A 14,256-nucleotide genomic window follows, 5' to 3' on the forward strand; every position below is an offset into this window, starting at 1 on the left:
TGAGAAGGGAGAGAGAAACATGGCTGTAGAAGTTGTAATGCCGAAATTAGGTATGGCGATGAAAGAAGGTTTTATTACGAGCTGGAATATTAAAACAGGCGATCATGTAGTAAAAGGTGAACTAATTGCTAGTATTAACTCGGAAAAAATCGAAACTGAAATAGAAGCACCAGCGGATGGAACTGTACTTGATATAGCTGTAAGTGAAGATGAGGGAGTTCCACCTGGCACTGTAATTTGCTACATCGGTAAGCACAATGAAAAAGTAGAAGTCTATGAAAGTACAAATGTTGTAGAAGAAAAAATACCTAATTTAGAATCTAAAAATGTACAACATCCAGAACCATATGCGAAAGAAGTAGCAAAGCAAAGAATCAAAATTTCACCTGTAGCGAAGAAAATTGCAAAGTCTGAAAATCTAGATATCAAGGCATTAGTTGGTACAGGTCCTGGTGGAAGAATTACAAAGGTAGATGTGTTAAAGGCGCTTGAAGAAAGAGTGCTGATTCCAGAAGTACTTGAACAAGAAGAAAGTAAAGTCATTCCTGTGACTGGTATGCGGAAAGCAATCGCAAACCGTATGCATGCAAGTTTACAAAATAGTGCGCAATTAACATTAACGATGAAAGTAGATGTGACAGATTTAGTGGCTTTACATAAAGACATAGCGGAAGCTGTACAAAAACGATACGATAACAAACTAACCATTACGGATTTTGTTTCTCGTGCTGTAGTATTAGCTCTTGGGGAGCATAAAGAAATGAACAGCGCATATATAGATGATGCAATTCATCAATTTGAACATGTTCATTTAGGCATGGCAGTCGCGTTAGAAAAAGGATTAGTTGTTCCAGCTATTCGCTTTGCTCATAATCTATCTGTAGTAGAGTTATCTAAAGAGATTAAGAATGTGGCACAAAAGGCACGAGCAGGCAGTTTAAATAGTGATGATATGCAAGGAACAACATTTACAATTAGTAATTTAGGTAGCTTCGGTATTGAATATTTTACGCCGGTATTAAATACACCTGAAATTGGTATTTTAGGTGTAGGTGCAATTGAACATGTTCCTGTATATAAAGGGAAAAAATTAAGAAAAGGAAGTATGTTACCTTTAAGTTTAACATTCGATCATCGTGTATTAGATGGTGCACCAGCAGCTGCATTTTTACGCACAATTAAACGTTATTTAGAAGAACCTGTAACAATTCTTTTATAAAGAGAAGGTGAGAGAATGAGTAAATTAGTCGTTATTGGAGGCGGACCTGCTGGCTATGTAGCAGCAATTACCGCGGCCCAAAATGGGAAAGATGTCATTCTTATTGATGAAGCGGATCTTGGCGGGACTTGTTTAAATGTTGGTTGTATGCCTACGAAATCATTGTTAGAAAGTGCAGAAGTGCATGACATTGTGAGAAAAGCGAATCATTATGGAATTGCACTTAACAATGGAAGTATATCAATTGATTGGAAGCAAATACAGGCGAGGAAATCACAAATCATAACGCAGCTCGTCCAAGGAATTCAATATTTAATGAAGAAAAATAAAATACAAGTTATACAAGGTAAAGCGAGATTTGAAACGGATCACCGAGTGAGAGTTACACATGGTGATAAAGAAACCGTAGTAGATGGAGAACAATTCATTATAGCCGCAGGTTCAGAACCAACTGAATTACCTTTTGCTCCGTTTGATGGGAAGTGGATTTTAAATAGTAGCCATGCAATGTCCCTAGAAAATATACCGAAATCATTGCTAATCGTTGGCGGTGGTGTAATAGGGTGCGAGTTTGCAAGTATTTATAGTCGTCTTGGAACGAAAGTTATAATTGTTGAAATGGCACTGCAATTATTACCTGGTGAAGATGAAGATATCGCACATATTTTAAGAGAGAAACTAGAAAATGATGGTGTAGAAGTATTTACAGAAGCAGCTTTAAAAGGATTGAATAATTATAAGAAGCAGGCTTCATTTGAATATGAAGCAAGTATTCAAGAGGTAAATCCAGAATATGTTCTCGTTTCTGTCGGCCGAAAACCACGTGTACAAGAATTAAATTTAGAAAAAGCAGGTGTTCAATTTTCAAATAAAGGAATTTCTGTGAATAAACATATGCAAACAAATGTATCACATATTTACGCAGCAGGTGATGTGATTGGTGGAATCCAGCTTGCTCACGTTGCTTTCCATGAAGGAACGACAGCAGCATTACATGCGAGTGGAGAAGATGTGAAAGTTAACTATCATGCAGTACCTCGATGTATATACACATCCCCAGAAATCGCAAGTGTAGGTTTAAATGAAAAAGATGCAAGAGAGCAGTACGGTGACATACAAATTGGCGAATTTCCTTTTACAGCGAACGGAAAAGCGCTTATTATTGGAGAACAAACGGGGAAAGTAAAAGTTATTGTGGAACCTAAATATCAAGAAATTATGGGGATTTCAATTATCGGTCCTCGTGCAACCGAACTGATTGGACAAGGAACCGTAATGCTTCATACAGAAGTTACCGCTGATATAATGAGAGATTATATTGCAGCGCATCCAACTTTATCTGAAGCGATTCATGAAGCATTATTGCAAGCGATAGGACATGCTGTATATGCTTAAATAGAAATATAATAAACCACTATTCTCTAAATATATGAGAGAATAGTGGTTTGAATTTTTATAGAAGAAATTAAATAACTTTTTACTTTTTAACGTCAATCGCTGAAGTAATATCGTTCCAATCAGCAGCTAAATTAGCAGTTTTACCGTACCAATCAGCATGTTTGAATACAACACCTTTTCCATATCCTTGTGTTGAAGTATGCTCCCAAAGTGTCGTTGAATAACTTGCTGAAGGCGATGCTGTACTTACAGAAGAAATTCTGTCATTCCAGCTAGAAGGCAAGTTTTTAAAACCGCTGCTCCAGTAAATATATTGGCCACCTTTATCTTTATGTTCATAAAAATCAGTACTACCAGCACCGCTACCTAAAGGATTAATTTTATTTTTAAGTGCTTTTTTATCCTTTTCAATATAAGCATCTAATGTTTCACGGCTAGTAAAACCATAAGCTAGCCAATCTCCATTTTCATTTTGCTCAGGTAATACCATAGTAATTTGGATGTCTTTTTTCTCCTGATCACTTAATTTTGCAAAGGAAGTAACATTCTGTTCATCAACTTTTAAATAATCAAATGATTTAATTACATTACTTTTTTCTTCAGCACTTGCTACTCCTAGTCCTCCAGTTAATGCAAAACCCGCTACTAATGTCCCTGCTACTAATTTCTTCAACATATAACCATCCCTTTTTGTTTAGATTTTTGTACAGGTGAATCTTTGTACTAGTAAAATGTATTCCAAATGAGGACTATTGTAAATATTCTGAAGTTTTAGAAATAAAAGGCGGAATATTTACAGTTTTGCATTTTTTCTTTAGAAAAAATAGTTATCGGAATGATAAAATAAATAGATATATCGCTTTTGTTGGATGTTAAAATGTTTTAGGAGGAAAGCCATTGAAGTATTTCAATAAAGATTGGTATAAAGAAATGCAAGTATCTGGATTTTTAATTTTCCCAGAAACAGTAGAAGAATGGGAAGAGTTGTTGCGAGAGAGCGAAAAGATAGGAATGGATTACAAGCAAAGTTTAAGAAAAGACGCGGAAGAAAAGAAAGAAGATCTATTAAAGTTTCTACCTAAGTCATTACATCCATACATTCATGAAAATACAATTAATTCAGAATACCCATCGGAAAAATTAAAGAAACTTATGCTTGAGTGGACAGTAGATTATGAGAAAAGAATGAGTGATTTAGAACAAGCGTATTTAGATAATTATAATACTATAAAAGAAAAGCTTGCGCAGAATGTCGTTCAACTACATGAATACTCACTGCATGACAGTGTAGTCAAGTCAGTAGAGAGAATATCAAAAGATACGCTAATAATAATTTTAGATTGCAGTGGGACTTTCAGTGAATTTGATAAACTGAAAGTAACTTTTACAGGCGTAACGAAGTGTTCAATTCCGGAAAATTTTGAAGGTGCTTGGTGGTTATGTCATGAAATAGATCTTACTAATGAAGGGTTCGAATTGGGTGTTTTATTTGATTGCCCATTTGAAGAAGTGACGATTTGTGCAAAAGACGTATTGCTTGAGATAGGTAACTAGTAAACTTTATAACTTTATAAACAAAAAAACAGTCTTATAAGACTGTTTTTTATTTAGATGCTAAATTATCAAGTTTCCAATATGTATCTGTTAACGGCGCAGCTTTACTATCTATATATAAATACATAGAATTTAAATCTTTTGGTGAAGTCTTCATATTAAATACAATATCGCTAGTTAAAGAATACTCAAATGGAACCTTTTTAGCATTTTCATTTTGTATAACTTCACCTTCGTATTTTTCACCTGTTTTTTCATCTTTTATGAAGTATTTTATTTCTGAAAGATCTATCGTTTGTCCGTCAACACGAGCGTTATTTATAGTAACGCGAGCTGTGAGACGCCACTCTTTGTCTATTTTCTCGAATTTTGCATTTTCAACAGTTGCTCTATAGTATTCATTTTTATATATTTCCCCATAGTGCATTGCATCCTTTTCAAGAGCGCTCTTTTCTTGTTTCGGTGTAGTATTCCCATTACATCCTGCCATTAGTCCTGTAAATAATAATGCTGTACAAGTTACTTTAATTATAGATTTCATAATAATTCCTTTCTGCGTTAAAAAGTAAAGCATAGGAATAATTTTACATCAATAGGAAAGGAAATGGAAGTATATTTATGTAATATATAGATGTACATTTATTTTAGTTGTCAAGTTAATGGGATAGAAAGTGGGAGTAAACGGTATAAAACTGAATAAATAAGAATTGAAAATATTGTAATACAGAAAAAGCATGCATATAATTAAAATAAAGATGAAATTTCAGAATCTTCAATGACGGTGGTGGGTACATGTTTACTGAAGAGCGTAGAGAGAAAATTTTAGAGTTACTTAAGAAAGAGGGAAGAGTAATCGCTAAGGATCTTGCGGAAAGTTTCGATATGTCTATTGATTCGATAAGAAGAGATTTATCTATTATGGAGAAGGACGGCCTATTAAAAAGAACACATGGAGGTGCAATCGAACTTACGCGAGTGAGAAACTTAGCTGCCGAACCAACGAAACGTTATCGTGATAGTTCAATAGAGGAAGATACGATTGCGAAAGTTGCTGTATCCTACATACAAGAAGACGATTCCGTTTTTATTGGCGGGGCTTCTATTCATTATGCCATGTTAAAATGCTTACCTGAAATGTCATTTACAGTGATTACGAATTCTTTAGAAATTGCTAGTAAGTTACGGGATTATAAGAATGTAGATACATACTTAATTGGTGGAAAGGTGAAACCATCAGGAAATATGACAGATACACTTGCCTCTGAAATGATCAGTAGATTATCAATTGATATTTATTTCTCTACAGGTGGTGGTATTTCATTGAATGGTATAAGTAATACAACGCCGGAAGATGTTTATTTTGGAAAAGCAGTAAGTAAAATTGCGCGAAGAAACATTTGTTTAGCTCCTCATACGAAACTCGGAATAGACTGCTTTGTAAAAGGAGAGTCAATGAGTGAGATTGACCTTATAATAACAGATGAAGAGGCTAGTAAAGAAACGATTCAACAATTTGAGAAACAAGGTAAAGAAATTGTAATAGCATTAATAGACTGACTACATTTAAAAGGAGTTTCAAATGATTATAAAAGGACAAGAGTTTCATATAAATGGATTAACTTATACAATTCGTTCTGCAGCTGAAACAGATGCGGAGCAGTTATCAGAAATTAGAGTTCAGATCGATGGTGAAACTGAAAATATGGATAGAGAAGCTGGAGAGGGATTTATAGATAAGGTAGGTTTTCAAAAAATAATAAAAACAGATAGTGAAGAGACGAAAAATCTCTTTTTAGTTGCAGAAGTAGACAATCGAATCGTGGGGTTTTCAAGATGTGAAGGATCAAATTTGAAGAGATTAACTCATAAAGTAGAATTTGGTGTTTGTATTTCAAGAGAGTTTTGGGGATATAGAATCGGTAAGAGTCTATTGCAACAATCTATTCAGTGGGCTGATGAAAATGAAGTGAAAAAGATATCATTACAAGTGTTAGAGACAAATGAAAAAGCCATTCAACTATATAAAAAATTAGGTTTTGAAGTAGAAGGTATTTTGAAACATGATAAAAGACTATCGGATGGGAAGTATTATAATACGGTTGTAATGGGAAGATTCATAAAAGAGGTGTAGTGGGATGTTTTACAGAAGAAAGTACTATATAGTAAAGAATGAATTTGTAGAAACATTGAATGAGCATTTTACTAACACGAACTTACCCAATCAATTAAAGAATGGTTCCAGGCTAATAGGACGCTGGATGAAAGATAATAATGATGGTACAACAGAAATATTCGCCATATGGGAATATGATAGTTATGAACAGTATAAAGAAATTGAATCAAAAATTAGAAGTGACGAGATGCATGTTAAAAGAATACAGGATTGGTATGAAAAACATGGCGGGAAAGAATATGTTTTTCAGAAGTACATAGTAGAGTTAAAAAATGAAGAGTTAGTATGTACTGTAAAGCGATAGAGGAGTGAGGGATAATGAAAATTAAAACAAAATTATATTTTAGTTTAGCATCCACCATTTTATTTGCCATAGCTGTAATAGTTTTCTTTATAAATGATACTCCACAAAAGTGGTTTTGGTTATGTATTTTCTTTGCGTCCATTATACAAAATATAGTTCTACTAAAAAAGAATAAAGAAGCGCATTAAGATATTCAAATTATTAACGTTTTTGTGTCGTCTTTCTAGTTTTATTGAAAACGCTTTTATACAGTTTTATAATAAAAGTATGTTTTTACAGATCTCCAAAACAATGAATAGGGAGATGATACAATGTTAGCTTCACCATTTTACTTACATACATGGAAAAAGTTTGTTGATGAAGGTGTCCTTGATTCGAACCGTATGAACGAAAGAATTTCAGAGTCATGGCATAGATGTAAACAAGCAAATGTGAATCCTCATATGAATAAAGGTCAGAAAATTTTGTCTTCTAATATTTTTCAGGATCAAAAGAAAAAGAGTGAAATCTTCCTAGATATAGCAATACCTCAAATACAAAATATGAGAAAAACCATTGATGAACTGCAAATGATGGCATTATTAATTGATCCAGACGGTTACGTTCTATCGTTAAGCGGAAATCAACAAACGTTAAAACGAGCGAAACATATTAACTTCATTGAAGGTGTGAAATGGACGGAAGCAGCTGTTGGTACAAATGCGATAGGAACGGCGTTACAGATTGAAGAGGCTATTATGATAAGTGGTACAGAGCATTATTCTGTCGCATCTCATAGCTGGAGTTGTGCGGCCGCTCCGATTCATAATGATGACGGGAAATTAATTGGAGTTCTAGATTTCTCCTGTCCAATTGAATTTTCACATCCGTATATGCTCGGGATGGTAACTTCGATTGCACATGCGATTGAACGTGAATGTAGTATTCGAGTGCATCAAAATGAATTACATTTAATCCATCGTTTTTTAGATGTAATTGACAGTGATGAACAAGTTGTTATATGTAATCATCGTGATGTTGTTGTTTCTGCAAGCAAGAGTGTACGGGAACGAGTTTCGAATTGGTCACGAATGAAACTTGAAGATTTAATGCAAAATGGATTGAAATCTAAATTAGAAGTACCGGTATATAGTAATGATAGAATGATCGGGAAATGTATTTATATAAAGGAAAATAAACAAGGAAATGTATTTTCAACTGCCCCATTTATAAACGGAATTACTTTCCCTGGAGTTATTGGGACAAGCCATGCTTTTAAACATACTTTAGAAGAAATTAAGCTTGTATCTCCAACTGATGCTAGTGTATATGTTTGTGGTGAAACAGGTGTAGGGAAAGAATATGTAGCGAGGTCGATTCATGAAAATAGCCCAAGAAAAAATGGTCCTTTTATAGCTGTTAACTGCGGTTCATTGCCAAAAGAATTAATGGAAAGTGAATTATTTGGTTATGCTGAAGGAGCGTTTACAGGTGCACGGCGCCAAGGATATAAAGGGAAATTCGAACAAGCGGACGGAGGGACAATATTTTTAGATGAAATTGGTGAAGTGCCTCCAGAGATGCAAGTCGCATTATTGCGTGTTTTACAAGAACGAACAGTAACCCCGATCGGCAGTTCAAAAGAGGTACCAGTCAATATTCGCATTATTACTGCGACACATAAAGATTTACTGCGATTAGTAGAAGAAAGGAAATTTCGTCAAGATTTATATTATCGTTTACATGTGTATCCGCTATATGTTCCATCGTTAATAGAAAGAAAAGAGGATATTCCGTACTTCATACAACATTTTTGTGAACGAAAGAATTGGAATGTTGTATTTCCAAAAAGTATTTGTAATCAATTTTCTCAGCATACATGGCCCGGAAATATTCGAGAATTATTAAATGTATTAGAACGCATTTACATTTTGTCACAAGGTCGGGAAATATGCGAAAAACAAATTTCTTTTTTATTACAAACCATGATGAGAAATCAACATCAACTTGCATTGCAAGTAGAAAATAAAACGGAGCATACATTAAATTTCCGTGAAAAAATACAGCGTGATAGCATGATTGAAGCGCTAGAAAAGACGAACGGAAATGTTTCATTAGCTGCAAAACTTTTAGATGTACCTCGAAGTACATTTTATAAGCGAATGCAAAAATATAAGCTATAAAGTAGATTTTTGTAATCTACTTTTTCTTTGTGGCTCATGTTCTGTCGGAATGTGCGCTTGCCGGGGAAATAATAGAATAGTTAGAAAATAATTTCCGGAAGGTGGAATATGTGAAGTATATTGAAATTGGCATCGGAAATAGGTGGTTCGTTCGAACGGAAACTGAAAATAAAGATGGAACTGAATTTGAGGAAAGAGGAATTATAAAACCTATTTATTTTGAGTCTTTATATGTACGAATTTGGTTTCGGAAAACGTGTTTTATTTTTGATACGAAAGAAGGGTTTAAGAAAGCAAGAAAAAGTAGAGATGAGTATAAGTTTATTGTTGGAATCGTAAGTAGGTTAAAACAATAGAATTAAATAGGGGTGTTTTTATGATTAGAATTACCACATTCATACTCGCTTTTATTGTAATGGGCTATTCTATTTACAGTTGGAATGATGATTCGAAGCAAAGCATGCTTATTTTGCAATTATTATTAGGTTTTATGCTTGCTAGTATGGGGATACAAAATGTTAAGAAGGATGAAAAAAAGAATAAGAATATGGGACTGTTGCTTTTACTTACATCGTTATTTTGTATCATTGTATCTTTAATAAAATATTTAAAATAAACTTTTCTCATTAAAATTCTAGTAGCTGTTTTGTACATATTTTTAACAATACAAAATCTTTCTGTTATCCAATAAGTAAGTTCAGAAGAGGTGAGAATACATTCTTTTTTCTTACCTTGGAAATATTGCTAAAACATTCCTGTTATTTAAAACAACACTTTTAGCATAACCATACCCACATATAGACCATACAATAGCACACTTATATAAATGAGTGTGCTATTTATATAACCCCGTCGTATACATTTCCGTCAATATATGTACTATCTCTTCTAACTCTAATTTTTTATCATTTTTCACAATCGTCCAAAGAAACATCTCATTCATTGCGAACCAAGCACGAGCTACAATTTCTTTATTTAATTCAGGTTGTGCTAATCCACTTTCTTGAGCGTATGTAATATCCTGCGTAATATTGTTTATAAAGCGTTCCCGTATCTCGTCCCATTTTTGACGTATCTCTTTTGATAATCCGATCGCTTCTTCTACAACTTGCAATATAGCTCGTTCTTTCTCTGCTAATTGTAGAAATGCTCTAACTTGATTTTGAATCATGCTACGTGCTTCTTCTTTTGTTTGAGGCGAAAAGGAGCGCTCGGCAATATCATAAAATTGATTCATGACATCTTCCATTAAAACGATGAGGAGGTCGTCTTTGTTTTTAAAGTATACATATGCGGTTCCATAACCGGTTTCTGCATGTTTAATAATTTGTGTAATTGTCGTTTTTTGAAATCCGTTCTGTATAAAAATAGTGTAACCAGCGTGTAATAGTTTCTTCTTTGTTTCTAAGGAGCGGTGTTTTCTTGATGAAAGAGTATTGTTTTTCAAAGAATCACCTCTTTATACTGAAATATCTGAAAATATAACTGTATTGTAAAAGAAATTCATATATAAAGTCAACTGACATAATATCATTGACGTTATATCAACTATGGTGATATATTTCAATTAGTTAGAATAAAAAGAAAATTAAAAGAAGGTGACACCATGTATAAAGAACCATTTCAATCAACTTATGAATATGCGCTTGAATGTGATAAACATGATGAACTGAAAGATTTTCAAACTGAATTCTATAAAAAAGAAGGAACAATATATTTAGATGGAAACTCATTAGGACTACTTTCAAAAAGAGCAGAGAAATCGTTACTTACGTTGCTCGATTCATGGAAGGAGTATGGAATTGACGGCTGGACTGAAGGAGAGCATCCGTGGTTTTTCCTTTCGGAGAAATTAGGTGAATTGACAGCGCCTCTTATTGGAGCTTTACTGGAAGAAGTTATTGTAACCGGTTCCACAACAACGAATATACACCAAGTGATTGCGACATTTTATGAGCCGAAAGGAATACGTACAAAAATCCTTGCTGATGAATTAACATTCCCGTCAGATATATATGCACTTCAAAGTCAAATTCGTTTAAAAGGATTAGATCCAGATGAGCATTTAGTACGAGTGAAAAGCCGAGATGGTAGAACACTTTCTGAAGATGATATTATTCAAGCGATGACAGATGATATCGCGTTAATTTTATTGCCTTCTGTACTATATAGAAGCGGCCAAATTCTTGATATGAAACTTTTAACAGCGGAAGCACATAAGCGTGGTATTCATATCGGATTCGATTTATGTCATTCAATCGGTTCTATTCCGCATCATTTCAAAGAATGGGATGTTGATTTCGCTATTTGGTGTAATTATAAATATTTAAATGCAGGACCTGGTGGAGTTGCGGGGCTTTATGTGAATAAAAAGCATTTTAATAGACTTCCAGGATTATCAGGTTGGTTTAGTTCTAGAAAAGAAAAGCAGTTTGATATGGAACATACATTAACAGCTGCTGATCATGCAGGTGCTTATCAAATCGGTACACCGCACGTATTAAGTACTGCACCGTTAATCGGTTCTCTTGAAATCTTTAAAGATGCTGGGATAGAACGTTTACGTGAAAAATCGTTACATATAACAAGATACATGCTTAATTTAATTGATCATGAATTAAAAGACTTTGGATTTACAATTGGGAATCCATTAGAGGATGAAAAACGAGGCGGCCATATTTATTTAGAGCATGCTGAAGCAGCACGCATTTGTAAAGCGTTAAAAGCAAATGGAGTTATTCCTGATTTTCGTGCACCTAATGGAGTAAGACTTGCGCCAGTTGCTTTATATAACACATACGAAGAAGTGTGGCATTCTGTTCAAATTTTAAAGAAAATCATGAAAGATGAAGAATATAAGCAGTTTGAAAATAAGCGAGAGGTTGTGGCATAAGTATGAAAACTTTAGAGTGGATTGATATTTCACAACCGCTAAATAATGATATTGCCACTTGGCCAGGAGATACACCGTTCTCGTATGAAGTTTCATGGTCAAAGGAAGAGAGTGGGTCAGTAAATGTCGGAAAGTTAACAATGAGTATTCATACAGGTACTCATATTGACGCACCGTTTCATTTTGATAATGATGGAAAGAAAGTAATAGATTTAGATGTTCAAGTTTATGTCGGTCCAGTGCGCATCATAGATGTTTCTAATCTTGAAAGCATTGGGCAAAAGGAATTAGAAAGCTTTCATTTAGAAGGCGTAGAAAGATTGTTGTTACGCACATCTTCACATGGTAAAGCAAATGAATTCCCAGATGTAATCCCGCATTTACGTGCTGATATTGCACCATTTCTTTCTGAAAAGGGAATTCGTTTAATCGGGGTGGATGTACCATCAGTTGATCCATTAGATGATAAAGAATTAGCAGCGCATCATCAATTGTTTAAACATGGCATACACATTTTAGAAAATGTCGTACTAGATCATGTAGTAGACGGTGATTATGAATTAATCGCATTACCACTTGCCTTAACAGATGCAGATGGAAGTCCAGTTCGAGCAGTTATTAGACCAATATAAGTAGAAATATATAAAAGGGGCGTTTGGCTAATATGAAAGAAAACGAAAAGGTAATTATGGAAAAAGGAATTCATACGGACTTTAAAGAGAATATGACGTACGGGGAGTATTTACAATTAGATAGTTTACTATCTTCTCAAAAGAGATTATCAGATCATCATGATGAAATGTTATTCATCGTGATTCACCAAGCAAGCGAGCTTTGGATGAAATTAATTTTACATGAGTTAAATGCAGCGATTGAATCTATTAAAAATGATAAATTACAACCGGCTTTTAAAATGTTAGCACGTGTATCAAAAATTCAGTCGCAAATTATTCAATCTTGGGATATTCTTGCGACATTAACACCATCTGAATATATTGAGTTTCGTGACTCACTCGGTCAAGCCTCAGGGTTTCAATCGTATCAATATCGTATGATTGAGTATGCACTTGGCTATAAAACACCGCACGCATTAAAAATTTATGAAAAGGATCCAGAATTACACGCTCGACTTCATACAGCACTACATGCACCAAGTTTGTATGATGTGGCAATTCAAGCTCTTGTAAAAGAAGGATTCCCTATTCATAAAGATGTGTTAAATCGTGATATTACGCAGCCTTATGAAGAAGACGCAACAGTAGAAGCAGCATGGATAGAAGTGTATGCAGATGTGAAGAAATATTGGGATTTATATCAGCTTGCTGAAAAATTAATCGATATTGAAGATTGGCTACAACAATGGCGTTTCCGTCATATGAAAACGGTAGAACGTATTATTGGTCATAAAATGGGAACAGGTGGATCTTCTGGTGTATCTTATTTGAAAAGGGTACTTGATCAATGTTTCTTCCCAGAGCTTTGGAATGTTCGTACGAAATTATAAAAAAACAAACCTGTCAGTTTATTACTGACAGGTTTGTTTTTTATTTGAACACATTTATGTTTTAATTAAAGCTACAGGATATAATAAATAAGTTAATGATTTAATTGGAGGTAAAGTTTTGGATTTCAAGCTAATAGAAAATAAATTTGAAAAGAAAAAAGTAAATACATTTCTCGTTTATCAAAAAGGTGAGCTAACCAATGAATATTATAAAACGATAGAATGTTCAAGTAATTTATATAAAATAAATTCGATTACAAAAAGTATTGTATCCATATTAATAGGTGTTGCAATCGATAAAGGATATATAAATGATATACATACACCAATTACAAAATGGATTCCAAATATACCAGAAGAAAAAAACGAATTAACAATTTATCATCTATTAACGATGACTACAGGTGAAGATTGGAAAGAGTTCGGAAATGGAGTAGTGTTCCCAAATGATTTTGTAGAATCGGAAAACTGGGTGCAATACATATTAGAAAAAACAATAATTGAAAAACCCGCTACAAAAATGAATTATAACTCAGGGTCTTCGCATTTGCTTAGTTACATTATTCAAGAAGCTACCGGAATGTCGACAGAACAATTTGCAAAAAGATATTTATTTGATCCGTTAGAAATTACCGAATATGAGTGGCAACAAGATCCTCAAGGCATACATGTCGGTGGTTTCGGTATGAAAATGAAATCTAAAGATTTATTAAAGCTAGGAATTTTATGTTTGCAGAATGGATATTGGCAGGGGAATGAAATTGTATCATCGAAATGGTTAGAAGAATCAAGTACACCTCTATTTGAAACGTATGAACATGTCGGGGCATATGGATATCACTGGTGGGTATTGAATAATGAAAGATTTCACATACCGTATTGTATGTACTTTGCTATGGGGTACGGCGGACAATACATCGTTATCATACCTCAATTAGAGCTTGTTGCTGTAATAAGTAGTCATATGCCAAAACGTGGACTCGTTCCATTAAAATTATTTATTGAACATGTACAAGAGAATGATAAGTTGATATAAGAAATGGAGAGAA

At 33.9% G+C, this 14,256-nt stretch carries 17 protein-coding genes; 14 read left to right on the plus strand and 3 right to left on the minus strand.

Translation table 11 applies throughout. From position 1 onward, the window contains the following. The first annotated feature begins 19 nt into the window (after nt 1-19). Entirely contained in the window at nt 20-1,219 is a 1,200-nt protein-coding gene (locus ACXVYO_RS12640; protein WP_458467282.1) for a dihydrolipoamide acetyltransferase family protein, read from the plus strand. A gap of 15 nt (nt 1,220-1,234) precedes the next feature. Next, entirely contained in the window at nt 1,235-2,614 is a 1,380-nt protein-coding gene (lpdA, locus tag ACXVYO_RS12645) for a dihydrolipoyl dehydrogenase (RefSeq protein ID WP_458467283.1), read from the plus strand. Between the two features lie 82 nt (nt 2,615-2,696). Here lpdA and ACXVYO_RS12650 read toward each other — a convergent pair whose 3' ends face one another. Beyond that, nucleotides 2,697-3,293, minus strand: a complete 597-nt coding sequence (locus ACXVYO_RS12650; protein WP_000914461.1) for a hypothetical protein — start codon at nt 3,291-3,293, stop codon at nt 2,697-2,699. 221 nt (nt 3,294-3,514) lie between these two features. On the opposite strand from ACXVYO_RS12650, the gene ACXVYO_RS12655 reads away from it, so the two are divergent. Further along, nucleotides 3,515-4,171, plus strand: a complete 657-nt coding sequence (locus ACXVYO_RS12655; RefSeq protein ID WP_458467284.1) for a DUF4085 family protein — start codon at nt 3,515-3,517, stop codon at nt 4,169-4,171. A 49-nt stretch (nt 4,172-4,220) separates the two neighbouring features. Here ACXVYO_RS12655 and ACXVYO_RS12660 read toward each other — a convergent pair whose 3' ends face one another. Further along, the gene (locus ACXVYO_RS12660) at nt 4,221-4,712 is read right to left on the minus strand and encodes a hypothetical protein (protein ID WP_458467285.1); all 492 of its coding nucleotides are present in this window, start codon (nt 4,710-4,712) and stop codon (nt 4,221-4,223) included. 251 nt (nt 4,713-4,963) lie between these two features. Between ACXVYO_RS12660 and ACXVYO_RS12665 the strand changes: the two genes are divergently transcribed. The 7 genes from ACXVYO_RS12665 to ACXVYO_RS12695 all read left to right on the plus strand — a co-directional run bounded on the left by ACXVYO_RS12665 (nt 4,964) and on the right by ACXVYO_RS12695 (nt 9,426). Next, the gene (locus ACXVYO_RS12665) at nt 4,964-5,728 is read left to right on the plus strand and encodes a DeoR/GlpR family DNA-binding transcription regulator (RefSeq protein ID WP_458467286.1); all 765 of its coding nucleotides are present in this window, start codon (nt 4,964-4,966) and stop codon (nt 5,726-5,728) included. A gap of 22 nt (nt 5,729-5,750) precedes the next feature. After that, the gene (locus ACXVYO_RS12670; RefSeq protein WP_458467287.1) at nt 5,751-6,302 is read left to right on the plus strand and encodes an N-acetyltransferase family protein; all 552 of its coding nucleotides are present in this window, start codon (nt 5,751-5,753) and stop codon (nt 6,300-6,302) included. A 4-nt stretch (nt 6,303-6,306) separates the two neighbouring features. Then, nucleotides 6,307-6,648 carry an NIPSNAP family protein gene (locus ACXVYO_RS12675; RefSeq protein WP_458467288.1) on the plus strand — a complete coding sequence of 114 codons (342 nt, stop codon included), beginning with the start codon at nt 6,307-6,309 and terminating at the stop codon, nt 6,646-6,648. A 14-nt stretch (nt 6,649-6,662) separates the two neighbouring features. Continuing rightward, a complete protein-coding gene (locus ACXVYO_RS12680) occupies nt 6,663-6,836 on the plus strand; it encodes a hypothetical protein (RefSeq protein WP_458467289.1) in 174 nt (57 codons plus the stop codon). 123 nt (nt 6,837-6,959) lie between these two features. Then, nucleotides 6,960-8,810: a sigma-54-dependent Fis family transcriptional regulator gene (locus ACXVYO_RS12685; protein WP_458467290.1), complete on the plus strand. Its 1,851-nt coding sequence runs from the start codon at nt 6,960-6,962 to the stop codon at nt 8,808-8,810. Nucleotides 8,811-8,920: 110 nt separating this feature from the next. Continuing rightward, on the plus strand, nt 8,921-9,166 hold the full coding sequence (locus ACXVYO_RS12690; protein WP_458467291.1) for a DUF3977 family protein: 246 nt from the start codon (nt 8,921-8,923) through the stop codon (nt 9,164-9,166). Between the two features lie 20 nt (nt 9,167-9,186). Further along, nucleotides 9,187-9,426, plus strand: coding sequence for a DUF3953 domain-containing protein (locus ACXVYO_RS12695; RefSeq protein ID WP_064475465.1), 240 nt, complete (start codon nt 9,187-9,189; stop codon nt 9,424-9,426). A 219-nt stretch (nt 9,427-9,645) separates the two neighbouring features. Here the strand turns inward: ACXVYO_RS12695 and ACXVYO_RS12700 are convergent, their stop codons facing one another. Further along, on the minus strand, nt 9,646-10,257 hold the full coding sequence (locus tag ACXVYO_RS12700) for a TetR/AcrR family transcriptional regulator (RefSeq protein WP_458467292.1): 612 nt from the start codon (nt 10,255-10,257) through the stop codon (nt 9,646-9,648). Between the two features lie 159 nt (nt 10,258-10,416). Here ACXVYO_RS12700 and kynU point away from each other — a divergent pair, with 159 nt between their 5' ends. The 4 genes from kynU (at nt 10,417) to ACXVYO_RS12720 (ending at nt 14,243) form a co-directional block, all read left to right on the plus strand. Next, complete coding sequence (kynU, locus tag ACXVYO_RS12705) at nt 10,417-11,703, plus strand: kynureninase (RefSeq protein ID WP_458467293.1); 1,287 nt, start codon at nt 10,417-10,419, stop codon at nt 11,701-11,703. Between the two features lie 2 nt (nt 11,704-11,705). Next, nucleotides 11,706-12,335 carry an arylformamidase gene (gene kynB, locus ACXVYO_RS12710; protein WP_458467294.1) on the plus strand — a complete coding sequence of 210 codons (630 nt, stop codon included), beginning with the start codon at nt 11,706-11,708 and terminating at the stop codon, nt 12,333-12,335. A gap of 32 nt (nt 12,336-12,367) precedes the next feature. After that, nucleotides 12,368-13,207, plus strand: coding sequence for a tryptophan 2,3-dioxygenase (kynA, locus tag ACXVYO_RS12715; RefSeq protein WP_199694243.1), 840 nt, complete (start codon nt 12,368-12,370; stop codon nt 13,205-13,207). A gap of 118 nt (nt 13,208-13,325) precedes the next feature. Next, nucleotides 13,326-14,243 carry a serine hydrolase domain-containing protein gene (locus ACXVYO_RS12720; protein WP_458467295.1) on the plus strand — a complete coding sequence of 306 codons (918 nt, stop codon included), beginning with the start codon at nt 13,326-13,328 and terminating at the stop codon, nt 14,241-14,243. The last annotated feature ends 13 nt before the right edge of the window (nt 14,244-14,256 follow it).

The organism is Bacillus sp. BC08 (assembly GCF_054326875.1).